The 26,025-nt window shown below is 35.1% G+C and carries 19 protein-coding genes and 1 pseudogene; 5 read left to right on the forward strand and 15 right to left on the reverse strand.

Annotated elements, in window-relative coordinates; genetic code table 11:
• Positions 1-53 precede the first annotated feature (53 nt).
• From dut to VFM92_RS12640, 3 genes are all read right to left on the reverse strand, one after another.
• Positions 54-485, reverse strand: coding sequence for a dUTP diphosphatase (gene dut / locus VFM92_RS12630; protein ID WP_325122583.1), 432 nt, complete (start codon positions 483-485; stop codon positions 54-56).
• A 25-nt stretch (positions 486-510) separates the two neighbouring features.
• Positions 511-1,989 (reverse strand): lipopolysaccharide biosynthesis protein, encoded by a 1,479-nt coding sequence (locus VFM92_RS12635; RefSeq protein ID WP_325122584.1) that lies wholly within the window; start codon positions 1,987-1,989, stop codon positions 511-513.
• Between the two features lie 191 nt (positions 1,990-2,180).
• Positions 2,181-2,966 (reverse strand): enoyl-CoA hydratase/isomerase family protein, encoded by a 786-nt coding sequence (locus VFM92_RS12640; protein WP_325122585.1) that lies wholly within the window; start codon positions 2,964-2,966, stop codon positions 2,181-2,183.
• A 283-nt stretch (positions 2,967-3,249) separates the two neighbouring features.
• Here VFM92_RS12640 and VFM92_RS12645 point away from each other — a divergent pair, with 283 nt between their 5' ends.
• Positions 3,250-4,239: a T9SS type A sorting domain-containing protein gene (locus tag VFM92_RS12645; RefSeq protein WP_325122586.1), complete on the forward strand. Its 990-nt coding sequence runs from the start codon at positions 3,250-3,252 to the stop codon at positions 4,237-4,239.
• A gap of 319 nt (positions 4,240-4,558) precedes the next feature.
• Here the strand turns inward: VFM92_RS12645 and VFM92_RS12650 are convergent, their stop codons facing one another.
• The 4 genes from VFM92_RS12650 to VFM92_RS12665 form a co-directional block, all read right to left on the reverse strand.
• Positions 4,559-6,604, reverse strand: coding sequence for an OmpA family protein (locus tag VFM92_RS12650; RefSeq protein ID WP_325122587.1), 2,046 nt, complete (start codon positions 6,602-6,604; stop codon positions 4,559-4,561).
• 49 nt (positions 6,605-6,653) lie between these two features.
• Positions 6,654-7,148, reverse strand: coding sequence for a hypothetical protein (locus VFM92_RS12655; RefSeq protein ID WP_325122588.1), 495 nt, complete (start codon positions 7,146-7,148; stop codon positions 6,654-6,656).
• Between the two features lie 234 nt (positions 7,149-7,382).
• On the reverse strand, positions 7,383-8,135 hold the full coding sequence (gene fabG / locus VFM92_RS12660; RefSeq protein WP_325122589.1) for a 3-oxoacyl-[acyl-carrier-protein] reductase: 753 nt from the start codon (positions 8,133-8,135) through the stop codon (positions 7,383-7,385).
• Between the two features lie 101 nt (positions 8,136-8,236).
• Complete coding sequence (locus VFM92_RS12665; RefSeq protein WP_325122590.1) at positions 8,237-9,442, reverse strand: hypothetical protein; 1,206 nt, start codon at positions 9,440-9,442, stop codon at positions 8,237-8,239.
• A gap of 111 nt (positions 9,443-9,553) precedes the next feature.
• Between VFM92_RS12665 and lpdA the strand changes: the two genes are divergently transcribed.
• The 3 genes from lpdA to VFM92_RS12680 all read left to right on the forward strand — a co-directional run bounded on the left by lpdA (position 9,554) and on the right by VFM92_RS12680 (position 12,511).
• Positions 9,554-10,945 (forward strand): dihydrolipoyl dehydrogenase, encoded by a 1,392-nt coding sequence (gene lpdA / locus VFM92_RS12670; RefSeq protein WP_414675574.1) that lies wholly within the window; start codon positions 9,554-9,556, stop codon positions 10,943-10,945.
• 211 nt (positions 10,946-11,156) lie between these two features.
• Entirely contained in the window at positions 11,157-11,684 is a 528-nt protein-coding gene (locus VFM92_RS12675) for an RNA polymerase sigma factor (RefSeq protein WP_325122681.1), read from the forward strand.
• Complete coding sequence (locus tag VFM92_RS12680; protein ID WP_325122591.1) at positions 11,681-12,511, forward strand: anti-sigma factor; 831 nt, start codon at positions 11,681-11,683, stop codon at positions 12,509-12,511. Before VFM92_RS12675 ends, VFM92_RS12680 begins: the two co-directional genes overlap by 4 nt.
• Before the next feature lie 13 nt (positions 12,512-12,524).
• Here VFM92_RS12680 and VFM92_RS12685 read toward each other — a convergent pair whose 3' ends face one another.
• The 6 genes and pseudogenes from VFM92_RS12685 to VFM92_RS16930 all read right to left on the reverse strand — a co-directional run.
• Entirely contained in the window at positions 12,525-13,514 is a 990-nt protein-coding gene (locus tag VFM92_RS12685) for a glycosyltransferase (protein WP_325122592.1), read from the reverse strand.
• Positions 13,511-14,476 carry a glycosyltransferase family 2 protein gene (locus VFM92_RS12690; RefSeq protein ID WP_325122593.1) on the reverse strand — a complete coding sequence of 322 codons (966 nt, stop codon included), beginning with the start codon at positions 14,474-14,476 and terminating at the stop codon, positions 13,511-13,513. Before VFM92_RS12690 ends, VFM92_RS12685 begins: the two co-directional genes overlap by 4 nt.
• On the reverse strand, positions 14,473-14,997 hold the full coding sequence (locus VFM92_RS12695; RefSeq protein ID WP_325122594.1) for a DUF4199 domain-containing protein: 525 nt from the start codon (positions 14,995-14,997) through the stop codon (positions 14,473-14,475). Before VFM92_RS12695 ends, VFM92_RS12690 begins: the two co-directional genes overlap by 4 nt.
• Before the next feature lies 1 nt (position 14,998).
• On the reverse strand, positions 14,999-16,282 hold the full coding sequence (locus tag VFM92_RS12700; RefSeq protein WP_325122595.1) for a dihydroorotase: 1,284 nt from the start codon (positions 16,280-16,282) through the stop codon (positions 14,999-15,001).
• Between the two features lie 2 nt (positions 16,283-16,284).
• Positions 16,285-17,994 carry a hypothetical protein gene (locus VFM92_RS12705; RefSeq protein WP_325122596.1) on the reverse strand — a complete coding sequence of 570 codons (1,710 nt, stop codon included), beginning with the start codon at positions 17,992-17,994 and terminating at the stop codon, positions 16,285-16,287.
• An 18-nt stretch (positions 17,995-18,012) separates the two neighbouring features.
• A pseudogene (locus VFM92_RS16930) lies at positions 18,013-18,240 on the reverse strand (BatA domain-containing protein); the annotation flags it as partial.
• A gap of 205 nt (positions 18,241-18,445) precedes the next feature.
• Between VFM92_RS16930 and VFM92_RS12710 the strand changes: the two are divergent.
• A complete protein-coding gene (locus VFM92_RS12710) occupies positions 18,446-21,427 on the forward strand; it encodes a TonB-dependent receptor (protein WP_325122597.1) in 2,982 nt (993 codons plus the stop codon).
• A gap of 462 nt (positions 21,428-21,889) precedes the next feature.
• On the opposite strand, the gene VFM92_RS12715 is transcribed toward VFM92_RS12710, so the two are convergent.
• Both VFM92_RS12715 and VFM92_RS12720 read right to left on the reverse strand, forming a co-directional pair.
• Positions 21,890-23,407, reverse strand: a complete 1,518-nt coding sequence (locus VFM92_RS12715; protein ID WP_325122598.1) for a fasciclin domain-containing protein — start codon at positions 23,405-23,407, stop codon at positions 21,890-21,892.
• A gap of 287 nt (positions 23,408-23,694) precedes the next feature.
• Positions 23,695-25,926: a S9 family peptidase gene (locus VFM92_RS12720; protein ID WP_325122599.1), complete on the reverse strand. Its 2,232-nt coding sequence runs from the start codon at positions 25,924-25,926 to the stop codon at positions 23,695-23,697.
• Positions 25,927-26,025: the final 99 nt, after the last annotated feature.

The following is a 26,025-nucleotide window of genomic DNA, read 5'->3' on the forward strand; positions in this document are numbered from 1 at the left end:
TATTTTTGCAAATTTCAATCTGGTAGCGTTCCCCCTTTGGGGGCTAGGGGGCTCTATTTCCCCGTACTTCCAAAGCCTCCTGCACTTCTTTCAGAATCTTCCAAAACCTCTACTAAGTTCCAATCAATTTGCTCATGTTTGGAAATCACCATTTGTGCTACTCTTTCTCCCGACTCTATAAAAAAGGCTTCATCCGATAAGTTAACCAATAAAATCTTAATCTCTCCTCTATAATCTGCATCAATCGTGCCAGGACTATTCAAAACTGTTATACCATGTTTGAATGCCAGCCCACTTCTAGGACGGATTTGCGCTTCATAACCATCAGGCAATTCCATAAACAAACCTGTTGGAACCAAAATTCTTTGCATGGGCTTTAAATTAATGGGTTCATCCAAATTTGCTCTTAAATCCAAGCCAGCTGCACTTTGCGTTTGATAGGCTGGCAATTCATTCGTTGATTTATTTATAACTTTTACTTGCATAATTTATTTTTCTAGTTCAAAAGTATCATTTTAATCTTTTGGAAAAAATCCTTTTTCGCTCATATAAAAACATCAATCCTGCATAAATTAAGGTAATCAAAATTCCCAATCCGTAATTAAGCCACATAGAAGTCGGTTTAAAGTAGAAAAAAGCAACAACTATTATCCCGGCAACTAATATGTTCAGGGCAATTTTACCTACAGGATATGGGATTTTAAAATATTTTTGACCTATAAAATAACAATAAACCATCATACTAAAATAAGCGAGTACTGAAGTTAGGGCTGCACCAGTATAACCTAAAATAGGAATTAACAATATATTCCCAATTAAAGCCACAATCCCACCCACAACACTAATATAAACTCCATAATGCGTTTTGTCAGTTACTTTAAACCAAATACTCAAATTGATATAGATACCGAAAAACAATTTACCAAAAAGCAAGATAGGCACTAAAAAAAGTGATTCTCTATATTCAGCCCTTCCCAAAAACAGCTTTCCAATCAAATCGGCATTCAAACTAACACCTACCCAAATAACTAACGAAAGAGAAACGAAATAGTAGAGTACTTTTGCGAAAAGTTCTGGTGCTTCTTTGTCTTCCGCTTGGCTAAAAAAGAAAGGTTCGCCTGCGTAACGAAAAGCTTGAATAGCCAACATCATAAAAACACTCAATTTGAAAGCAGCCATATAAATTCCCAATGCTGCTTCAGCTGTTTTTCCGTCATAAAAATTTTCAGGTAGTAGATGCTCAAAAATCACTTTATCCAGTTGCTCTACGGATATGCCTGCTACGCCCATTAACAAAATTGGCCACGCATAAACCAGCATTTTTTTGGTCTTTGCCCAGTTGAACTGCAGCTTGACTAAGAAGATTTCCTTATATAAAATCAAAATCATGGATACATTGGCTAATAAATTAGCTAAGAATACATAGCCAATTTCATAGGGCTTCTGTGTATCCCAATCCATAATTCCGGCTTTCGCTAAAAAAGGAAAGAGCATCAAAAAACATAGATTGAATAAAATATTCAAGGCAATATTGCTTATTCGAGTGAAAGCAAATTTCTTGGCTTTGTGCGCGAGTCGAAGTTTCGCTAGTGGAATAGCTACTATGGCATCAACAAAAAAGATGACGGCCAGATAACGGACAATGTATGTTTCAACAGATAAATCAAGGAATTGGATAATTTGTTCTGCAAAAATAAATATACTGCCACTGAAAATGATTGAGGTTAACAGAATAGCCGTGAAAGCCTGTGCATAATAGCTTTCGGAATTTTCTTTAGTGGTAAAACGGAAATAGGCCGTTTCCATGCCGTAAGTATAAATAATGTTTAAAAAAGCAGCATAGGCATAGAGTTCACCAATACTTCCAAATTGCTCAGGAATAAAAACTGCCGTATGAAGAGGTATTAATAAATAATTCAGTAACCTACCCAGGATGCTAGGCAATCCATACAAACCGGCTTCTGATGCTAATTTTTTGAGTGGGTTCATGTGGTGGGGCTGGAAGTTGGGTGTTGGAAGTGGGGAGTTGAGGGATAATAGTTAGAAGTGGGAAGCTTGAAGTAGGAAGTTGAGAAACGGAATTTGAAAATAGGGAGATGAGTACCAAAACGATAATTCATCTTCCTAATTTCCATGTTTTTATAATTCGTAATTAACAAATTCCTAATTCGTAATTAAAACTACTCTCCTTTAAACTCCGCGGCTCTTTTTTCTAAAAAGGCTTTTGTTCCTTCTTTAAAATCTTCAGACTTGCAGCAAGCTGCAAAGCTGTTGGCCTCCGTTTGATAACCGTTTTCATCTCCAGTATAATATCCATTTACACAGTCGATTACCATACCAATGGCAAGAGGGGCTTTACTGTTTATTTTACTTAGGATGGAGGTGGCAAGAGTCATTAATTCTTCATGGCTTTCTGCAATATGATTCACCAAACCAAGGCTTTTTGCTTCTTCTGCTCCAATGAAATCAGCTGTCATCATTAGCTCTAATGCTTTTCCCTTTCCGATTAATTGCGTTAATCTCTGAGTGCCGCCATAGCCTGGGATAATTCCGAGGTTTACTTCCGGTTGACCAAATTTAGCATTTGGAGTTGCAATACGCATATGGCAAGCCATAGCCAATTCACAACCACCGCCTAAAGCGAAACCATTTACAGCTGCCAAGACAGGTTTGTGGCATTTCTCTATCATTTCAAAAACTTCCTGACCATTTTCAGAAAATTTTCTTCCGTTCATTTCATTCAATTCTGATATTTCAGAAATATCGGCACCAGCCACGAAAGCTTTCTCTCCCGCCCCAGTTAAAATGACAGATTTTACTTCTTGGTTATCATAAATATCTTGGAAAGCTTCACGCAATTCTTCTATAGTGGCGATATTTAGGGCATTTAATTTTTCGGCTCTGTTGATGGTGATGGTTAGTACACCATTGTCATTAGCCAGTTGTAGGTTTTCAAAATCAGCCATAAATGAATTCTTGTTTCTTTTAGAATGCAAATATAGCTTATGCAGTCCCAACCACAAAGAGCAAATTGCTTTAATGACAATATGAAGATTGGTATAATTTGAATTTGAAAGGCTTAATCGAGTGAAATCGATGGTTCAACGGAAAAGCTATATACTTGACATCCATAAAATAGGGTTAAGTCGTATATTAGGTGTTTCATGTAAGAAAAATAGGGTTTATCCTTATTGATTTATAGATACTTGTAGGTGAAACCCGTATATTTGCATATATAATTTAATGATTATGAAAAAGATTTTATTTTTACTTGTTGCCTCAATAATATATTTACCCTTTAAAACACAAGCACAATTTACGCTATCTGAAACTTCCTATTCTGGAGCAGAGATAGTTTCTGGTATTAATGCTTGCAATTGTAAAGAGGTTATTATTCCTACTGGACTAGCAGTGAATATGGAAGATTCTTGGGATCTAACATCATTTTCTAATTTGATTCTAAGAATTGAAGGATCAGGACAGCTAATATTCAGCGGCAGTGGTAACAATAGAGATGAACTACTTATGTCTGAATCTTCATTTCTATTAATTGATGATACAAATAATACCTCCGCTTTATCTTCTGGCAACAATGGAAACGTTTTTATTTCAATTGGAACTGGAACATATCAAGGTAAAGATTTTCAAGATATAATAGCTGCAGGTGGAGCAGATTCTGTAAATGATGGTACTCTCCCAATCGAACTAAAATCCTTCTCAGCCTCAAAATCAGGTAAAAATATTGATTTAGACTGGGTAACAGCTAAAGAAGAAAATTTTTCTCACTTTGAGATTGAGCGTTCTATAGATCAGAAGAATTGGGAGCAAATTGGATTAGTTCAAGGTATGGGTGATAGCATGTCTGATGTAAAATATGATTTTACTGATAGAAGTGTCCCTTTTGGAGTAATTTATTATAGATTAAAATCAGTTGATATAGATGCTTCTTACGAATTCTCACCTGTAGTGACTATTGAAGTTGGTTTTGAAGGTAAACTAGCAGTTTCTCCTAATCCAGTGCAAGATGCTTCAAACTTGAAAATACAGGTGCCAAGTGATTTTAGAGAACAATTAGCTTATGTAGGTTTATTTGACCTTTCTGGAATTAAAGTGCAGGAGTTTAGAAACTTTAATACGGATGGTACTTTGCAAATCAACCAGCAATTAAAAGCTGGGATGTATATCTTAAAAGTAAATCATAACGGATTGCAGGAAAATATTAGGGTGATTGTGCAGTAAGCCCCCCAGCCCCCAAAGGGGGAGTCACGCAATGAAGAAGTTCAGCTTTTTAATTTGAAAGAGTTGTAGCTCAAGCCAAAAAATTCATCATCATTCAACAATAGGGGATGCCTCACAGCAATTGGGGCTTTTTTAGTCCAGCCCCCTAGCCCCCAAAGGGGGAACACGCACGGATTTCGCGGAGCAGTAAAATTGAGACAGCATCTTTACTTTTAAATGAAAAGAGCAAAATAATGTGACTCAGGAATATTCTGTATCACATTAAAATAAATAAGTATAATCTGTGAGAAAATTCCCCCTTTGGGGGTTAGGGGGCTGTCTAATTAAAATCAAACTCATCAGTTGAAGCTTCTTCTGGGACTTCTTTTTCCTCTTTAATTTCGACTTCTACGGTTCCTTTTTTGAATTGGGCTTCTTCTTGTTCACGTATCCTTTTGGCAATTTCCTTATCATATTCGGTTACCTTGAACTCAGTTCTACGGTTGGTTTCATGCTCTTCTTCCGTTTGAGCATCTTCAATAATCAGCTGACTTTCGCCATAGCCTCTGGCTTTAATCCTTGTGGGGTCAACCCCTTGTGAAATGATATAAGCAACTGCTGATTCCGCTCTGCGCTTTGACAATTCTTGGTTATAAGCGGCTTCTCCCCTAGCGTCAGTATGAGAACTCAATTCTATTTTGATAGGAGGATTATCTTTTAATATGGTCACCAATCTATCTAATTCAAGGGCTGCATCAGCTCTAATATTTGCCGAATCAAAATCATAATAGATGTTCTCCAACTCGAAGGCTTTATCCAAAATGATTTCTTCCAATAATATTTCAGTCTCAAATACTTTATTAGTAATCAGGGAAGTAAGCTTGCTTTTATCCAAGGTTTTGCCAACAGTGGAAAAAGTCTTTCTAGTGGTTAAATAATTATCTTTTTCCGCAATAATAAAGTAATCCTCCTCTTCCGAAACCCTGAAATTGAATTTACCATCTTGGCCCGTCAATATTTCTCCAAGCAAAACACTGTCCTGAGAAAAGATTCTCACATTTGCTCCAGGTAAGATTACTTCCTGATTGCTGGAATTGTTGGTAGTGGTTTCTCCTGCTAAGAAGTAATTCACAATCTTTAAATTTGGATCTTCATTTTTAAACGTATAGATATCGTCTCTTCCTTTGCCTCCTGCTCTATCGCTGGAGAAAAAACCTCTGTCGGGTGAATACATAAAAACGGCAAAGTCATCTTTATTAGAATTCATCGGTTTACCTAAATGAGAAATCTTAATTCTCCCACCTGTACGCTCTGCAATAAATATGTCCAGCTTGCCTAAGCCTCGATGTCCATTGGAAGAGAAATATAATTTCCCATCCTGCGAGGTAGAAGGAAACATTTCGTCCTCAGGAGTATTAATTTTATCACCTAAATTTCTCACATTTCCCCATTGGCCCCGGCTATTAACAGTAGCTGAATATAAATCTACTCCTCCGTAGCCACCTTCTCTAGTAGATGAAAAATATAAAGTTCGCCCATCTTCACTAAATGCGGGTGTTGAATTCCATGCGTTAGGATCATTAATTTGCATTAATTCTGGCTCGGACCAATTACCATTTCTATATCGTGTAATGTATAGATTCACATCATTTAAGCCCTTTCGTTTCCCTGTGTTACCGCGTGCGAAAACCATCGTACGCCCTCTTGGTCCAATGGCAACTGAGCCTTCATTTGCATCAGGCCAATTGATTATTGCAGGTAATTTTTCTACTGTAGCAGTATCAACATTTGCTCCTTTAGAGCTAACTTTATATATGTCCGAATAATTATCGCCCGTAGCTTTGTAGATTCTTCCATCCTCATCGCGAGTGGAGGTAAAGAATAATTCATCTTCATGGAAAAAAGGGGCATATTCAGCATCAGGAGTATTTATCTCTTCCAGATTTTTTACAGTATAAAATGTTTGATCTTCAAGAATTTCATCAATATTATTCAGATTGTTTAGTTGAAATTCTGCTAATCGCTTTATTTCAGGATTATTGGCCTCAAGCAAATAATTTTCTAAAACTTCTTCTGCTTTATCGTAATTTGAATTTGCTTTTAATGACAAGGAGTAATTGTAAAAAACTTCGTCTTCAGTATAACCAGAATCAATGGCCGCTTTATAATACGGTTCAGCAATTTCTAATCGATTAGATAATCTGTAGGATTCAGCTATAGAAAATAAGGCTTCAGAGGGATTCTCATTTTTCTCTAGTGCTTTTTGATATAAATCAATAGCAATATCAAACTCCCCTTTCTCAAACTTTTTCTCTGCTTTTTTAAAAGGAGAACAAGCAAGCTGAAAAATTAAAACTATAGCAAATAATACGTTTTTTATCCTCACCAATTTAAAAATTAAAGTCAATACCAACTAAACGAATTTTGGGATAAAATCATGCTTCTGTTTTGAAAAATCTTCCCATCCAGCTTTTTCCAGCTGGGATTAACCAATTTGTTTCAAAGTCTTCTTTGCGTGTCACCATATTATTAAAAGTCAATACATCAGCTGAAATTTCATCCGTTTCTACTTTTGATTTAACAGCAGGTAAATTCACCAAAGAAACCTCATTGTTTTTTAAGAAAGCCACTTTACTTTTATCAAGTAAATTAATTTTCAATTCATTCTCTAATGCTTTTATAAAATGGACAGATTTATCAATAGAACAACCAGTAGCAGGAGCTTTTGATTCATCAACCGCCAAAACAATAAATTGATTATATTTTACATCAATTGAGGCATTTAATGCCTTACTATGAGCAGTCCAAGATGCTACAAATGCTTTGCCATTTTGTAGAATAAATTCCTTCTCTTCAATATTGAAAGCTCTATCGGCTTGATAAACCCAAAGTCTTGAACTCTTGCTTAAATCTTCAAAATTAGTGTACATGATACTGTTTTTATGAAATACAGTCTAAACTGAATAATTATTGTTCAGTTAAACGGAAGTTAAAGTTAATAAGTTCGAGTGAAAGAAACGGAAAAAAGGGGCGAGAATAAATAATTATAGAGGATTATCAAACCTGTCAGGTTAATTTCAAATTCTTTGCCCAATCAAAGATTCATTTCTTAGAATTGATGCGAAACTTAAGAAACCTGACAGGCTTTAAAAAATATTTAATTATTAGGTCAGCATTCCACCATCCACTTGAATTACTTGGCCTGTAATATAAGAAGACATATCAGAACCTAAGAAAACACATAAGTCAGCAACATCCTCTGGTCTGCCTCCTCGTTTCAAAGGAATAGCATCTCTCCATCCTTGAACTGTCTTTTCATCTAAGGCATCAGTCATTTCAGTTTCTATGAAACCAGGCGCAATAGCATTTGAACGAATATTTCTAGAGCCTAATTCCAAAGCTATTGATTTTGTGAACCCAATGATACCTGCCTTTGAAGCTGAATAATTTGCCTGTCCTGGATTTCCTTTAATCCCTACCACAGAAGTCATATTGATGATAGAACCGCTTTTTTGCTTCATAAAAGTACGGTTAGCAGCTTTCACAGTATTGAAACATGATTTCAAATTGATATTGATTACCTCATCCCACATTTCTTCTGTCATCCTCATCAATAGATTATCTTTGGTGATCCCGGCATTATTTACCAAAACATCTAAGCTTCCAAAATCAGCAACTACTCCTGCTATTAATTCTTCCGCTGCTTTAAAATCTGAGGCATCAGATCGATATCCTTTTACCTTTACACCATAAGCATCCGATAATTCTTTTTCTAGCGCCTGACCTTTTTCAACACTTGATAAAAAAGTGAAAGCCACATTAGCACCTTGTTCGGCATACTTTTCAGCAATGGCTTTTCCTATTCCTTTTGAAGCACCCGTGATAAGTGCGGTTTTTCCTTCTAATAGTTTTGTCATAATGGGTTTGTAGTTGATTCTAAAAAGCCTAAAATTACAAGGAATAAGCTAATTAAGAAAATGAAAAGAAAGATACAGGGTTTTATAGATTATAAATTCTCTTATAAAATCATTGATTGCGTATTTCCAACAATCTCTACCCAAGAAGATTCAGACCTTAAATCATACCAAAAATACACATTCTTGAGTGTTCTGAGTAAGTTGTAAACAGCAAAAATAATTATCGTAAAATATACTCCCCTTCTAAAATAAACAGATTCTATTGATTTAAAATAAATATCAATTTGAAGAAAAAGATTCAGCATAATCAAGAAATAAAAAATAGCTAGGTATCTTTCTGCAGCATAATATTCGACCTTAAAAATTGACATCATTAAAAAATAATATACAAAAAATAATAGCGGAGCTAAGAAAAGGACATTTGCTCGCGAAATAAAATAGAGTCTTGATGCTTTATAAATGACAGCAAGTAAAATCATGACACTCAATAATCGAGAAAAAACTCCTTCAATCACATATGGAAAAAACCAACTACTTAAAGCTTTTGAATAAGAATAAAGATTAAATTCCAAATGACTTAATTTTCCTGAAAAAAATAGATAAGTAAACCTATCCCAACGTCTTATAAAACCTTCATTAAATATACATACCCAAACAACGATGAGGGAAAGTAAAAAAAGAAAGGAAAAAAAAGCGATTTTCTTATTCTTTAAAGTAGCTAATTGTACTACAAAAAGAGGTATAATTAAAAACACACCAGCAAAACGAATAAAAGGCAGTATAACTATCAAAATGATAGCTGGTATCAAAAATTTCAACTGGGTTGTATGTTGAAATTTATCTAAAAAATAAAAAACAAGAAGCAATGTGAACAAAAAAAGGGGTTCAGTCCAGAGAAAAGAACTTATCAATAGATGTGGGGTTGAGAATATAACAATAATCAAAAACAGGTGTCTCAAAAATCTATTAGTGATTCTACGCGACCAAAATACACCGAAGCTTTGAATGCCTAATAAACACAGAAAGTTTAGCCAAACCATGTTTTGTTCACCTATGACTGAAATAATTAAGGGAAAAACAGGCGGTTTAATCTTAAATCCCTCGACAAGAAAAAAACTTTTTGAATTAATTTCTTCCGCAATTTCATTATAAAGCATAGAATCAGAAGTATTTCCCAATCCAAAGAAATTTGCAATCCAAAATAAAATTCCGGAAATACTTAATACCCAAAAATAATCACCGCTCTTTTTGAGAAAAAACGAAAGGGAAATTTCATTTATTAAAATAAAATTAGTCTTCCTAAACATTACTCAATGATATGGAAAATTTGATTAAAGCGACAAAATTTTTTTCTAGCCCCTTTTCCATTAAATTTGTCGACAAGTAAAAAAGAATCCAAATTTTAATTAATAGATATTATGGCATCAAAATATGACATTATAATAATAGGTTCTGGCCCTGGTGGTTACGTGGCCGCAATCCGTGCCTCTCAATTAGGCAAAAAAGTAGCTATAGTGGAGAAAGAAAGTTTAGGTGGAATTTGCTTAAACTGGGGATGTATCCCTACTAAAGCATTATTGAAAAGTGCCAATGTATTTGAATATATCAGCCATGCTGAGGATTACGGAATTACTGTAAAAGATGCTAAAGCTGATTTCACAGGCATGGTAAAAAGAAGTCGTGGTGTAGCTGATGGCATGAGCAAAGGAGTGCAGTTCTTGATGAAGAAAAACAAAATCGATGTAATTGACGGTTTTGGAAAATTGAAATCAGGTAAAAAAGTAGAAGTAGAAATTGACGGTAAAAAAACTGAATACTCTGCTGATAGCATCATTCTAGCAACTGGTGGAAGAGCCAAAGAATTGCCAAATCTTCCAATTGATGGAAAGAAAATAATAGAATATAGAAAAGCTATGAGCTTAGAAAAACAACCTAAGAAAATGGTTGTAGTAGGTTCAGGAGCTATTGGTGTTGAATTTGCTTATTTCTATAATTCTATTGGTACGGAAGTAACCATAGTAGAATTTATGGACAGAATTGTTCCAGTTGAAGACGAAGAAGTTTCTAAAGCTTTGGCTAAGACTTACAAAAAAGCGGGTATCAATATTATGACCAGCTCTGAAGTAACTTCAGTTGACACCAAAGGAAGTGGTTGCAAAGTGACTGTTAAAACACAAAAAGGTGAAGAAAAAATAGAGTGTGACATTGTCCTTTCAGCAGTTGGGGTAACTACTAACCTAGAAAATATTGGTCTGGAAGATGTTGGTGTTTCAACTGATAAAGGAAAAGTACTGGTTGATGATTTCTATAAAACCAATGTAGATGGTGTTTATGCTATTGGCGATATCGTTCATGGTCCTGCACTAGCTCACGTAGCTTCTGCTGAGGGAATCATTTGCGTTGAGAAAATAGCAGGTGAAAACCCAGAGCCACTGGATTATAAAAATATTCCTGGTTGTACTTACTGCAGTCCTGAAATTGCATCTGTGGGATATACTGAAAAACAAGCGAAAGAAGCTGGCTATGAATTGAAAGTGGGAAAATTCCCATTCTCAGCATCAGGAAAAGCAAGTGCTGCGGGTGCTAAAGATGGTTTCGTGAAATTAGTTTTTGACGCCAAATACGGTGAACTGCTAGGTGCTCATATGATAGGTGCCAATGTAACAGAAATGATCGCTGAATTAGTAGCCGTTAGAAAATTAGAAACTACTGGTCATGAATTGATAAAAACCGTTCATCCTCACCCAACCATGAGTGAGGCAGTCATGGAAGCTGCAGCGGCTGCTTATGATGAGGTGATTCATATATAATAGCACGAGCTAGTCACAAGCGGACGCTTGCGACAGTGCAGTGTAATACATAAGCACGAGCTAGGAAGCTCGCGCTAGCGCTTCATAAAAAATAAAACAAAAAGCTGTTAAGCAGATTTAATGAATTGAATTTGCCTAACAGCTTTTTTTATTGCCGTAATATGATTTATTTAGCATCTACAAATTCAGCACTATAGCAACAGCAGTCAAAATATCGGAAGAAGTTCTCGTTAAAGAACTAAAAGCACAAAAATCAAGTGCTTTCGAATATCTGTATGACAATTACAGTGCAGCCATATATGGAGTTATAGTGAGAATAGTAAAATCAGAGGAAGTAGCTCAAGAAGTTTTACACGATGCTTTTATGAAAGCGTGGAAAAATATTGATGCCTACAGTGCTGAAAAAGGACGCCTATATACTTGGTTAGTGAATATTAGCCGAAATGCTTCCATCGATAAACTTCGGTCAAAAGAAATTAAGAAAACAACTAAAACCGATTCAGTCTCAGACAACGTACATACTATTGACAATGCAAACTCCACTGAGCTGTCGATTGACGGCATAGGGTTAGAGAAAGTTTTAGATAAACTTTCAGACGAACTTCGATTTGTAATTGATCAAATGTATTTTAAAGGCTATACGCAAACTGAAATTGCAGAAGAATTTGACATTCCTTTAGGGACTGTCAAAACTAGAGCAAGAACAGCCATGCGTACATTAAGGGAACTATTATCGTGAATAAAATTGAAGCATACATATCGTCAGGAGTAATCGAAGCTTTCGTTTTGGGGCAGCTTAGTGATGCTGAAACAAAGGAGTTACTTCAGTATGCTGAAGAGCATCAGGAAGTCCGATCGGCCATTGATGAAGCTGAGGAAACTTTATTTGCTTTAGGGCAAAAAGGTAGTATTGCACCTCCAGCTCAATCTAAAAATGCTTTATTTGAAGAGTTAGTGTTACAAATGGAATCCTCAGCATCTGAAGAAGTGAAAAAGGATATTTCTGAAAGCAAAATCAAAAAAGAAGCAAAATCATTCTCTATTTATCCGTTTCTATCAGCAGCAGCAAGTATCGTGGCAGTAATAGGTATCGCTTTAAGTGCTTATTATTATAACCAATGGCAAGCAACTGAAAATAGATTGTCCAATATAATTGCGCAGAATCAAAGCATGGCTCAGCAATATAATGTGGTGAAAAACCAAATGGATCAATATGCTGAAAATATAGAAATTTTAAGGCAGCCTGGAATAGAAACGGTTCCTATGAATGGATTAGATATTGCACCAGAAGCTCAAGCATTTGTACACTGGAATAAGAAAACAAACGAAGTTTTTCTTAATGCTAAGAAGATGCCTTCCAATGATATGGATAATCAGTATCAGCTTTGGGCCATTGTTGATGGAGCGCCAGTTGATATGGGAGTTTTTGATGTAGCAGGTGACATGACGCAATTACTCAAGATGAAAACTACTTCAAAAGCCTCTGCTTTTGCAGTAACCTTGGAGCCTAGAGGCGGAAGTGAAAATCCTACAATGGAGAAAATGTATGTGATTGGTCAGATTTAATAAATAATCGCTTTTATTTTCTGTTCATCTTAACAGACCGGTCTCCCGCTAAATACGAAAAACTTTCTTTTATAAATCCCATCCCATAAGCAAATAGCTGTATAAATGAGGTGATAAGGCTTATGATAGCCACTTTAAAATCATTAGTTTTAATCAAGGCATCTATTCCGATTAAAAAATAATAAAGTGCAATTAAAGCTCCTCCCAATTGAAAAAGTTGCCAGTTCCAGAAGGCAGTTGATGCCCAAAGAAAAAGACCTAATACAAAAAAAAGAGGTAATAGGTGGACTAATTTCAATTCGCTCTGATAAAATCTGAAAATGTTAATTCTACCTCTTCCAAAAAAGAATAATTGCTTGTAAAACTGACTTAATTTTGTTCTCCGTTTGTGAAAAACTTTAGCATCGGTAATCAATCCAGTCTTGAAACCTGCCTTTTCAATACGTATGCTAAATTCGATATCCTCTCCCATTCGAGTAATATGATAGCCACCTGTTTTTTCAAAAACCTGCTTTGAAATCCCCATATTGAAACTTCTTGGTCGGAACTTCTCTAATTGCTTTTGCCCACCTCTTATACCACCCGTGGTGAAAAATGAAGTCATTGAATAACTAATGGCCTTTTGAACAATGGTGAAACTATCAAGAGCAGCATCGGGTCCGCCAAAAGCATCAAGTTTATTTTGGCTAAGATAATTATCAACTGTTTCAAAATAATTGGATGGAATTATACAATCCGAATCAAAAACGATAAAATAATCTCCTTTTGCTCTTTCAAAACCGTAATTTCGGCTAAACCCCTGTCCTGAATTTTCTTTATAGTAATAATTGATGTCTAATTGTCCAGAAAATGAATCACAAACCTCTTTACATCTCAACGTTGACCCATCTTCAATTACTAATACTTCAAAGTTTTGAAAAGATTGATGTGTAAGGCTTTCTAATAATTCCCTAATTTCATCGGGGCGATTATAAATAGGAATAATGACTGAATAGAACCTCATTCAATTCCAGTTTCTTCATCGATTATATAATCCAATTTTTGAGGAGAATTCATGGTGATCATTTCCCCCACAAAACCCGCTAAAAATAATTGTACTCCAACAATAAGCGCTACCAATGCTAAAAAGAATAATGGTTGATCTACGATTTCCCGAACTGGTAGACTGTAATGAATTTCATAAAATTTCTTAGCGATAATGTAAATAGTTACAAAAAAACCAAAGATAAAGGAGAGTGTGCCCATGGCACCAAAAAAATGCATCGGACTTTTCTTGAATTTCGAAACGAAGGTGATGGATAGTAGATCCAGAAATCCATATAAAAATCGTTCGAGTCCGTATTTGGTTTCTCCGTATTTCCTTGCTCTGTGTTGCACTACCTTCTCCCCTATTTTTCTAAAACCATTCCACTTGGCAATAACGGGAATGTAGCGGTGCATCTCTCCGTATACTTCGATATTTTTTACAACTTTATGACGATAAGCCTTTAGACCACAATTGAAATCATGAAGCTTAATTCCAGAAATCTTACGCGTTACTAAATTAAAGAATTTGGAAGGAATCGTTTTGCTAATAGGATCATGTCGTTTTTTCTTCCAGCCTGAAACAATATCATAGCCATCTTTAACTACCATATTATATAGAGCTGGAATTTCATCAGGACTGTCTTGCATATCCGCATCCATAGTAATTACTACTTCTCCTTGGCACGAACGGAAACCTGTATGTAACGCAGCAGACTTACCATAATTTCTGGCAAATTTCACACCCTTAACGCAAAGTTTATTTTTAGCTAAATTTTGAATAATTTTCCATGAATCGTCAGAGCTTCCATCGTCTATCATGATCACTTCATAGCTAAGCATTGGATGAACTGCCATCACTCTTTCAATCCATGCAATCAGCTCGGGAATAGATTCTTCCTCGTTAAAAACCGGTATTACTATGCTAATATTATACTTCATACTCGCTTAGGTTCACTGGTACGCATAAATAAAGAAATTAAAGGCGTCATTAAAATACCAATCAAAACGTTGTTAAAAGCTAAACTTCCAATAATTCTAGCATTTGATGATTCCCCAGACTTCAAATATTCCTGAAAACCTGCCTCCCCCATTTGGTCTACTAGCATATCCTTTCCAGCTACAATTTTTTCCGTTATCATCTGTCTGTATTCATCAAAATGAGCAGTTTCAAATACGTTTCCATCAAACCATAAAACTATGGCATAAAAAGTAGTAAAGAATACCGTATATAAAATTCCGATAGAGAACCCTTGCCAAAACCTAAGCCCATCAGGATTAGTATCTCGAAAAATCTTAATGCTAAAGAAAAGAAAAATGCTCAGTAGCGGACCAATAAAAATAATATTGCTTGAATAAATAACTGGGTTTTTATCTAAAAAAATTAAGATGAAAAACATCAATACCACAAAAAAGATGGCAATCAAGCTAAATCGTAATGGACTTTTGACTAATAAACTCATGTTAAGAGTGGATAAATTTTGAACCTAAATATTGATGATTATTGTTGAAAACACCTAGAACCTTAGCAGAAAATTCTGTATTCATAAATGGAGAATTATCACTTTTAGAATGATTACTTTCAGCATCAAACTTCCAATTTTCATCTAAGGTAAATAAAGTTAAATCAGCCTCAGCGCCTTTCTCAACTACGGTTTGCTTAAGTTTTAAAATCTTTTTCGGATTGCTTTCGATACAAGCAATAAATTTTTCAAGCTCAATTTTTTCTGATAAGAATTTATGGTAAAGTGGGAAAGTAATTTGAGCTCCCATTATTCCAAATTCAGCTAAATCAAATTCCATTTTTTTATGGTCTTGGTCGTAAGGCTGATGACCTGATACAATCACATCTATCGTCACGTCATTTACACCTTCAATCAATGCTTCTATATCTTTCTGTGTTCTTAAAGGAGGCAAAACTTTAAAATTGGTATCAAAACTTTCAAGATTTTCGTCATCCAATATCAAATGATGAATATTCACATCACAAGTGACATTCAACCCATTCCTTTTAGCTTGCCTTATCATTTCAACACTTTTGGCACTACTAATACAACTAAAATGAATTTTACCACCTGCGTATTTTAGTAATTCCAGATCCCGCTGAATAACAATTTCTTCAGCTAAATGTGGGATACCTTTCAATCCTAAGCCTGTACTCACTTTCCCTTCATTCATCTGGCCGAAAAGCGCCAATTTATGATCTTGAGGAAAATTAATGAGCAATCCATCAAATTTCTGAAGATACTGCAATGACTTAACTAAAATATCGCTATTCCATAGTGGCTGTGAACCATCTGTAAAAGCAATTGCTCCAGCATGATAAACATCCAACATTTCATTCAAATTTTCTCCATCGCAATTAATTGTAATGGCTGCTGATGGCATAATCTGGCTTACCTGAGATTTATTGTGTGATAAAACAGTCTTGATATCAGCTTTATTTTGAATTACAGGATTAGTATTAGGCATCAATAGTGCTGAACCAAAGCCACCACTTTCTAGAACTTGGGCTAAACTTTCAAAATCTTCTCGGTATTCTTGACCTGGCTCCCCCGAAAAAACGCGCATATCTACCCAAGATGGAGTTGCGAACATTTTATGAGCTTCCATCACCTGATCCGCTTTGATATCTCCCTTAGGGTTAATGTCTGAAATTTTCCCATTTTCTATAATCAAATCAATAGTTTGATTATGCCATTTGGAAGCGGAATTCAGTATTTTGACAGCCTTGATGTAAGTGCGCATATCTATTTTAAAAAGCGGATAATTAAAACTTCAGCTAATAAACTCAACAAAGCTAATACTAAGAAGTATTTCCACAAAGGAAAACCTTTTTTGGTTTCAGCAATGTAATTATCAATTGATGAAAAATCGTATTCCTCCAGAACCTGAATATTACGCTCATCTTGAAATAAATCTTGCAACTCGGAGGTCGTATAAAATGAATTTTCACTTTCCACTTTCGGGAAATTCAATGCTACACTCATTATTTTTTCTTCCGTTTTGGTATCAATTAAATCATAAAAACCAGCCTTAATACTTTCATCAGGAAGAATTAACCTTAATTTATTTCCACTCATCCGCTGGTCAGGGACTAATTCCTGCTCCCCTTGTTTCAATTTATAAACAGAGGAGTTGGGACCATTTTCAAAATTAAGAGTTACAATTTCCTGATTCAAATATGCATATTGTAACTGGTTTTCCTTTCTTCCTGAGAAGGCCATTTTATAAAGAGTAGGAAGAAAAAGACCATGCTGAGGGAAATTTGTAAATTCATTTGATAAGGGAACCGAAAATGCATAAACATTACTATTAATTCCAGTTACACTTAAAAATGGATAACCATTTACGAGGGAAAGTAAACTTTGACCACTTTCCCATCTTAAAAATAATTTAGATTCGGGCATCGTCATTTTTGAATCCATTGAACTAAAAACATTGCTAAAGAAAGGATTTTGAATATCAGGATTTTCAAGCTTAATAGGGGAAGAATTATCACGACTTATCCTGCGAACATTGGCAAAACCTAAATCTTCCAGTAGAGAAGTTTGGACAAAATCATCCTCAGGAATAATCAATAAACTATTTCCACTAGTAGCATATGTTTTGAGTGCTGAGGAAGCAAAGCTGCTGAGCTCCTGCCCAATTTGCAAAAGAACAAAATCATATTCATCCAAATCTTGAAAGGAAAAGTTATTATATGATTCAGATTTAAACTCAAAAAGTTTCTCATTTTCAAATACGGTGCGCATCAGTAGGTTTTCTCTTTCATTTGAAAGTGACAAAATTTTCAATCTTCTTTGAGAAGGAACTTCAAAATAAAATTCATTGTCAAATTCCACTGCGTCTCCATCAATAACAAGCTGATAAGACCTATTTTCATTTTCTAAAAATCGAGCTATTGGAAATTCTATTTTTTTATAATTACCGCCCACTAATTCAATTTGTTGGGTTCCGATTAGCTGATTGGCATTTTCTAATGCCACATTTACATTATCATTATTTCCTGTAGAAGATAACTGAACTTGTAAAAGTAAATTCTCCCCACTGTTCCCCTCTTGTGTCAGCCATAGTGAATCAACCCAAACATTATCGGGTGATGACTGATGCGGAGGCATCAATACAAAAGCAAAAGCGGAATCAGATAATAAATCAACATTTTCATCAATCACCTGCTTTTGAAAATCACTCAGAATCAACACTTTTTCTGAAGATGCATTACGTTTTACTATATTTTTTAGATTTAATTGACTGCTCGCCTCATTTACATTTATTTCTTGATAAGGCTCTATTGATTGGCCTCTGTGATTTACAACATTTAGGTTTTGAGGATACTTTTCATATAATTGATTGACAATATTCATATTATCCTCCACCACAGAATTTGTGCTTCCTTCAGCATACCCGTAACTAGAGGGACTCTTATCAATTACGACCAGATTAATCTCTGGTGCCATCAAATCACTTTTCAAAAATGGTTTAGCAATACACAGCACTATAAATAAAATCAAAAGCATTCTGCTCAATAAAATGAGAATATGCTTTAGTTTCTGACTTCGTTTTTGTTCCTCATTGACAACGTTCAGAAAAAAGAGATTACTAAATTTTAAGGTTTTATATCTTCTAAACTGAAATAGATGGATCAGAATAGGTATAAGTATTAAAAAGAGAAGCCAAAAGGCATTGGGATTGGTAATATTCATACAAAGGGCAAATTAGTTCAATGGAAGAAAGTAATCAACACTTTATGGTAATAATTCATGCTTTCATCCATAATAATTAAACATCCGAAAGATAATTTTAATTTTTAGGGATAAATTGTATTAATTTATTTAAAATTGTTGAATGTACGGCTTAATAGGCTTTAAATTTTAGCTAATTTGATATATGATTTTTAAACTATACCCTATGGAAATGAATTTACTCAAAAAAACTATCCTATTTTTCATCCTATCTATAGGATTTGCATGGCAAAGCAGTGCCCAAAGTACCACTATATCAGGAACAGTAATTGATGCGGAAACGAAAATCCCCTTAATTGGTGTCAATGTAGTTGTAAAAGGAAAAGTATTAGGAACCACCACAGATTTTGATGGTAATTTTAGCTTCAATGTAAATTTACCTACTCCACTTACACTTCAATTTAGCATGGTGGGTTACAAAACGCAAGAATATACCATTAATGACGGTGGTAATAATCCGGAACGACAAACTGGAGGCAGCACTGGAATTAAAATTGCAATGGAAGAAGAATTTCTGATGGGACAAGAAGTAGTTGTTTCTGCATCCAGAGTGGAAGAGAGCATATTGCAGTCGCCCGTTTCCATTGAAAAAATGGATGTATTAGATATTCAGCAAACTCCAGCAGATAATTATTACAAATCAATTGGATATTTGAAAGGTGTTGATGTTACTCAAAGTAGTATCAACTTTCAGATTGTAAATGCAAGAGGATTTAACTCCACTGGTAACACACGATTTGTTCAGTTAACGGATGGGATGGATACTCAAGCACCTGCTTTGAACTTCCCTATTGGTAACCTTAATGGCCCTTCAGAACTAGACGTAGAAAGCGTGGAAATGATTCCTGGAGCTGCATCCGCACTGTATGGACCCAATGCATTTAATGGAATTTTATTAGTGAATTCTAAATCACCCTTTGAGTATCAGGGTTTTAGCGCTTTCACTAAATTTGGTATGAATCATTTTGGTGCTGATACTGAGGCTGGCGCACCTTCTAGTCCTCAGCCTATGTATGAAGCTTCAGTTCGTTATGCGAAATCTCTTTTCAACGACCGTTTTGCTTTCAAAGTAAATGCAAGCTTTATGCAAGCGGAGGATTGGTATGCCACAAATTACACCACTGATCGAGAAGCTGGTCGACAAGGAAATCTTTCTTTTAACCCTGGAAGTGACTATCCAAATACAATGGGTGACGAAGCAAGTGTAAACGCTGCATTTTTAGGTACCGCAATTCAGTCAGCATTTGCTGCTGATGGGACTGAAAGAGATAATGAAACCTTCCAAAGGTTAAGAACATTATACAGTGGAATCATGTTCCAAGGTTCTGCACCAAAAGATAATCAGAACTTTACTGATTATTTAGCCTTTGCCCCTAATCAAGTGGTTTCAAGAACTCCTTACGAAGAACATCAATTAATTGATTACGGAGCAAATAATTATAAATTAAATGCATCTGCACATTACAGACTTACAGACAATATAGAAGGGATTTATCAGTGGAATTATGGTTCAGGAACTTCTATTTATACTGGAGCTCAAAGATATTCTCTTTCTAATTTTAGTATTCAGCAGCATAAATTAGAATTAAAGTCTACAGATTGGTTTGTAAGAGCATACGGAACTTTTGAAAATTCAGGAGACTCCTACATTACAGAATTTTTAGGAAATCAGGTTAACAGTTCCTTTTCACCAAATAATACGTGGTTTGCTACTTATACTGCAAATTACCTAAAAGAGATAAGCCGAAATTACACACCTCAAGAATTAGCAGCTTTACGTGCTAATGACCCGATGGGCTTTATTAATTTACAAGAGTCTGCTTTCAGTGCTGCACGAAATGCTGCCGACAGAAGCCGTTATGAGCCAGGTTCGGAAGCATTTAACGAAGCTAAAGAACGTGCATTATCTTCAGGAACTGTTCCTGATGGACCAAGCTTTGCGGACATGACGCAAATGTATCATGCAGAGGCTCAATATGATTTAACTTCAAAAATAGATTTCGCTTCGATTCAAGTTGGGGGTTCATTTAGATTATACAATTTGAATTCAAACGGTACAATATTTCCAGATACAGTCGGCAATCCTATTTCAATTGCAGAATATGGCGCATATGTTCAAGCCAGTAAGAAAGTAATGGACGATAAATTAAAGCTAACAGGTTCTGCCAGAGTTGATAAAAATCAAAACTTTGATGCAGTATTCAGCCCAAGACTATCGGCAGTTTATGAAGTTGCGGAGAACAACAATATAAGGGCTTCTTTCCAAACTGGTTTTAGAAATCCAACTACTCAGGGACAACATATTAATTTGAATATCATCTCTAGTAGACTTCTGGGAGGGCTTCCTCAATATGCTGAAACGTATGGAATTGGAACTGACCCAAATATCTACACTTTAGAGTCTGTCAACGCAATGATTAATAACTTATATTCTACAGGAAGCTTTGATGAGTCGTTCTTAGATAATGAAAATACATTGAATTATGAGTCAGTTAAACCTGAGCAGGTACAATCAATTGAGGTAGGCTATAAGAGCTTAATCAATAAAAAGATAATGATTGATGCTGTGTATTACTATAATCAATACAATAACTTCATTACACAACAGAGAGTAAGAAAAGCGCAGGCAAATCCTGACGGATCACCAAACTTGAGTAGTTTATTACAAGGAAACGCTGATAATACCTTCCAAATTTACACAAATGCTCAACAGCAAATTGTATCACAAGGTGCAGCAATAGGGGTTGATTATTCTATTGGCAGTGGTTATACGGTTGGTTCTAATTACAATTGGAACGTTCTAAACACCAAAAATGCAGAAGGACAAAGTTTTGTATTTGGTTTTAATACTCCAGAACATAAATTCAATGTGAAATTTGGTAACAGAAAATTGACGGATAAGATTGGATTTAATGTTGCCTACAGATGGCAATCAGAATTCTATTGGGAATCGTCATTCGGAGATGGAATAATTCCTGCTTTCGGAACCTTAGATGCCCAAATCTCTTATAAAATGCCTTACAAGACATTGTTGAAAATTGGCGGTAGTAACCTTACTAATGATTATTACATCCAAAGTTTTGGTGCACCTAATATAGGCGCTATTTACTATGTATCGCTTACTTTCGACCAGTTAACAAATAGATAAGAAACATTTCTAACGTTAATAAAAAAGGTGACCAGTAAATTGGTCACCTTTTTTTGTTTCTCCTACATTTTAACAATTTGTTAACTAGCTAGGATGCATTACTTAATTGTTGATTAGTATACAGAGTTTGATATCTCAAGCAAAAATAGGATTCAATCAATTGTAAAGTAAATAGGAATTAGCTTACTATTATTTTGTTAACACTATGAATAATAAATAAGACTTTAAAAGCTAAAAATAAAAAGACCATTCTAGCTGCGGAAATTAATCTCTTGCTTACAGGATAGAAAATGTCAACGTTAATTAAAGAGCCTGAATGCAAAAAACATCTTTAATGATCTTTTAGAAGCGTAAATTTTTATCATTCAAGAAAGGTAAATGGTTGAGATAGTATTCATAATAAGACACAAAAAAAGAGGTTACCAATATGATAACCTCTTTAAATAATATTGTGTTAACTATTTAAAATGCATCTGCAATTACTTTTACATCAATAGTAATTGAACCAGTTCCATTAGTATCATTAACCTCAGCAATTTTGATTAAACCAAATAATCCTCCTCTTGCGTCATCTAATTTGAAAGCAACCACATTGCCTTCTACTAATTGAGTAGCATCTGGTTGTGAAGTTAATTCAGAGTTTGCAATTCCAGATACTTGAGCATTAGTAACAATTGCATCAAAATCTGCAGCACCCAATTCAGTTACTTGGAATCTTGTTGCATTTCTTGTTGCAAAAATTCCTTCAATAGGTAAATCAACTGAATTGAAAACAGTATGTAAATCCTCAGAATCTATTGATCCTAAAGAATTAAGATTGTTAGCTCCCCAGTAGTAAGCAAAATCAACAGTAGCTGAAGCATCTCTAGAAGCAGCATATCCTTTAGTGGCATTTTGAACTGCATCATAAAAACTAGCTTCTGCGCTTCCTTGTGAACCTAACAATACAGTTGTATATGAATTTGAATTTGAAGATACAAATCCAGCAACCGCGTGAACTGTTCCATTTCCAGTAACATTATCAGGAGAAACAACTGCTGCTCCACCTATAGACAATGTTGGATTTCCTTGAAATTCAGTTGGTGAAACTGTTACGTCTCCACCTAGAGAAGTCAAAATATTATTTCCTCCCTGTAATTGCGCGGCTATATCTGTCGAAGATAAATTTTCACCTGAAATTACATGATTCAATATAACAGCTTCCAAAAATCCTACATTAGCAGTTTCAGGGTCAATACCCGCTCCTTCGAAAACTTGATTTATCGGTGCAAAAACGGTATAGCTACCTTGTCTATTAGCTAATATTGCTGCAAATGGAGTATCTCCTCTTTCAGTTCTAGCAGCATCTACCCTTTGAATAGCTATAGCTAAATCAGAGAAATTTGCTCCTAATAATAAAGTACCTGAAACTGTCCCTAAAATTGGAGTTAAACTAGCACCTACTGATGGTGGGATTAGAACAGAGTTAGTTTCATGAATAATACCAGTGGTCGTTTTTATATCAGTATCACCTAAAGTAATTTCAGGGTTAGTAGCACCTGTTTCTAAAGTACCATTATTAACCTTAATAGTTTCACCATTGTAAGCGGTAACTAATTCACCAGATAATTCAGCCTCTAAAATCTCTTGGCCGGGCACAACATGATAAGATAAAACACCTTTGATTATATCAGGATTGATATCTCTAATATCTTGAGGAAAACCTGGAGTTTCTAATAGTGAGGCAAAGGCCGCATTATTAGGTGCAAATAAAGTTTTCTCAGAAGCTGAGTTTAAAATTGATACTAAATCAGGATAAACTGATACATATTTTAATAGGGAATCATATCCACCTAAATCGGTTAATGTCTCTACAATATTGTTTTCTGGTTCTGGCTCAACGTCCTCGGTACATGCCGAAAATATTAAAGTCGACATCGCAACAAAAAGCAAAGTGTAAAGCGTTTTTGTTGATCTTAAAAATAAATTCTTCTTCTTCATAATTGTTTTTGTTTTGTTAATAGTTGTGAAAATAGGTATTTAAACCTCATTCTTAAAATTTTGTTGTAATTTTTTATTATGCATAACGACTTGTTATCCCAATTAATAAATTACTAACGTTCAAAAGACACTACATAAGTCTATATAGTTGGGAGTTGATTAAAATTATTATTTATTTATATACAAAAAATCCTGTCAGGTTCTAAAAAATCATACTTTTTAAAATAAAAGCTAGATGATTTCACAATCTCAAACCTGACAGGATTACTAAAATAATTTAGACACTATTATTTTAAATATCTATCCAAATAATTAATATAATTATTCATGAGTAGTAAGTAACTCGGATAATTGTAAGCTACCCCATGGGCGCCCGGAGGAAAAATCTTTAAATCATGATCTTTTCCATTATCTATCAATGCTTTTACCAATTGAAAAGTATTTTGAACGTGCACATTTTCATCCATCGTGCTGTGCGCAATAAACATATGTCCTTTTAAGTTTTTGGCATAAGTGGTTGCAGCTGAATTGATGTAACCATCCTCATTATCCTTTTCTAATCCCATATAACGTTCGGCATAAATACTGTCGTATAATCTCCAATCCGTAACTGGAGCACCCACTAAGGCAACTTTAAATACATCAGGGTGGTTTAGAATAGAAAAACTGCTCATATAACCTCCATAACTATGTCCTCTTATCGCAACATTATCCGCATCTACATAACCTTGATTTATCATATGCTGGGCTGCCTCCGCAAAATCCTGAGCTTCAGCATGTCCTAAATTTTTATAAACCACCTTTTCAAACTCACGACCGTATGCTCCACCACCTCTATTATTAACTTGAAGAACCACATATCCATTATGAACCAGATATTGATGCCATGCGCTTACGCTCCATTGATTATAAACTGACTGCGCACCAGGCCCACCATAGACATCCAAGACCATTGGATATTCCTTTGAAGCATCAAATCCCACAGGCTTATAAATAGAAATGTCAATTTTATCACCATTACTATTTTCAAAACTTGACAATTCAGGCATTACAAAAGCTACATTTTTTAGGGCTTCATTAACTTCTTTATTTTCCTCCAGCATTTTCACTAATTTACCTGATGCATCTCTCAATTCGACTTTTGTTGGCGTATTCACATTTGAATATCGGTCAATAAAATAGGTAGCCTCAGGAGCCATATCAATAGCATGTCGGCCTGTCATTTCTGTTACTTTCTTCTTTCCTCTACCATTGAAATTAACTACGTAAAGCTGCCTTTCCAAAGGTGAGTCTTCTGTAGAGCTGTAATAAATTTTCTTCTTTTTGCCGTCTATAGAATGAACAAAAACTACTTCCCAATTTCCAGTGGTAACCTGATTTAAAAGTTCTCCTTCATAATTATAGCGATATAAATGCGCATAGCCGTCCTTATCCGTTATCCAGAAAAATTCTTTAGAATCTTTAGGGAAAAATGCATAATGCATGATACCGGCAAAAAAATCAAATACATCTATCCAGGCATCAGAGCTTTCCTCCAAAATCATTTTTGCATCACCTGAAGTAGCATCCGCCATATACAATTTCATATTGGTTTGTGCTCTGTTTAGATGCATAATCGCCAATTTCTCCTCTTCTGCTGTCCAGTAAATTCTTGGGATATATCCTTCTTCTAACGGCACTTGCATCCATTCTTTTGACTTTTTAGCTACATTAATCACTCCAATTTTCACTGTAGGGTTTGTATCTCCAACTTGCGGATAGGGTAATTTTACCCATTCTTTATGAGTACCCTGGTAGTCGGTCATTTGAAAAATAGGCACTTCTCTTTCGTCTGACTGCCAGAAAGCGATATATTCACTATCATGAGACCATTCCCAAGCTTGAGCTAATCCGAATTCTTCTTCATAAGCCCATCCAAAGCGACCATTATAAAAACCATCTTCAGCATCATTTGTCAATTGGGTTTCTTGCTCTGCAGCCAAATCAAAAACAAAAAGATTACCTCCTCTTTCATAGCCTACTTTCTTCCCATTAGGAGATAATTCAGCGGTTTGGGCATCTTTCGCCACTAAATTTAAACTCTTATCCTCAATGGAGTAATAGTAGTAATCCGAAATCCCAGATCTTCGCCATACTGGACGAAAATTGGTTTGGAATAGTAGATATTTTGAGTCATCTGACCATTGGAAAGAAACATATTGAAAAGCATCTTCAGTTCCAGGAACTTTCAATCCCTCTGTGGAAAAAATCAACTTCTCTTCTTCTGTTTCAGGATTGAATGACTTAATAAGTTGCGCTCCATTTTCTCCTCTTTCAGTAAATGAATAGGCTTCTCCGTCATTTATCCAATTAATATTACTTGGCCCTGGGTTTCCACCTAAAGGACGTAATCCTTGCATAGCTTCTTGAAAGCTAGTAAATGTTTGTTTCTCTTGTGCTTGAAGCGAGAAGCACACCAATAGTATTAGCAAGCTTAATAGCTGCGTAAATCGTTTCCTTATCATATTTCTATTTTCCATTTTTTTCAATTGTGCCTGAATTTAATAAAAATGTTTGGAATTTGGGTTGATAGGTAAGCAGGTTTTCAAGTTGATGAGTTACCAAATTTGAAACAAAAT

It is taken from the genome of Marivirga sp. (assembly GCF_035704835.1).
Lineage (GTDB): Bacteria > Bacteroidota > Bacteroidia > Cytophagales > Cyclobacteriaceae > Marivirga.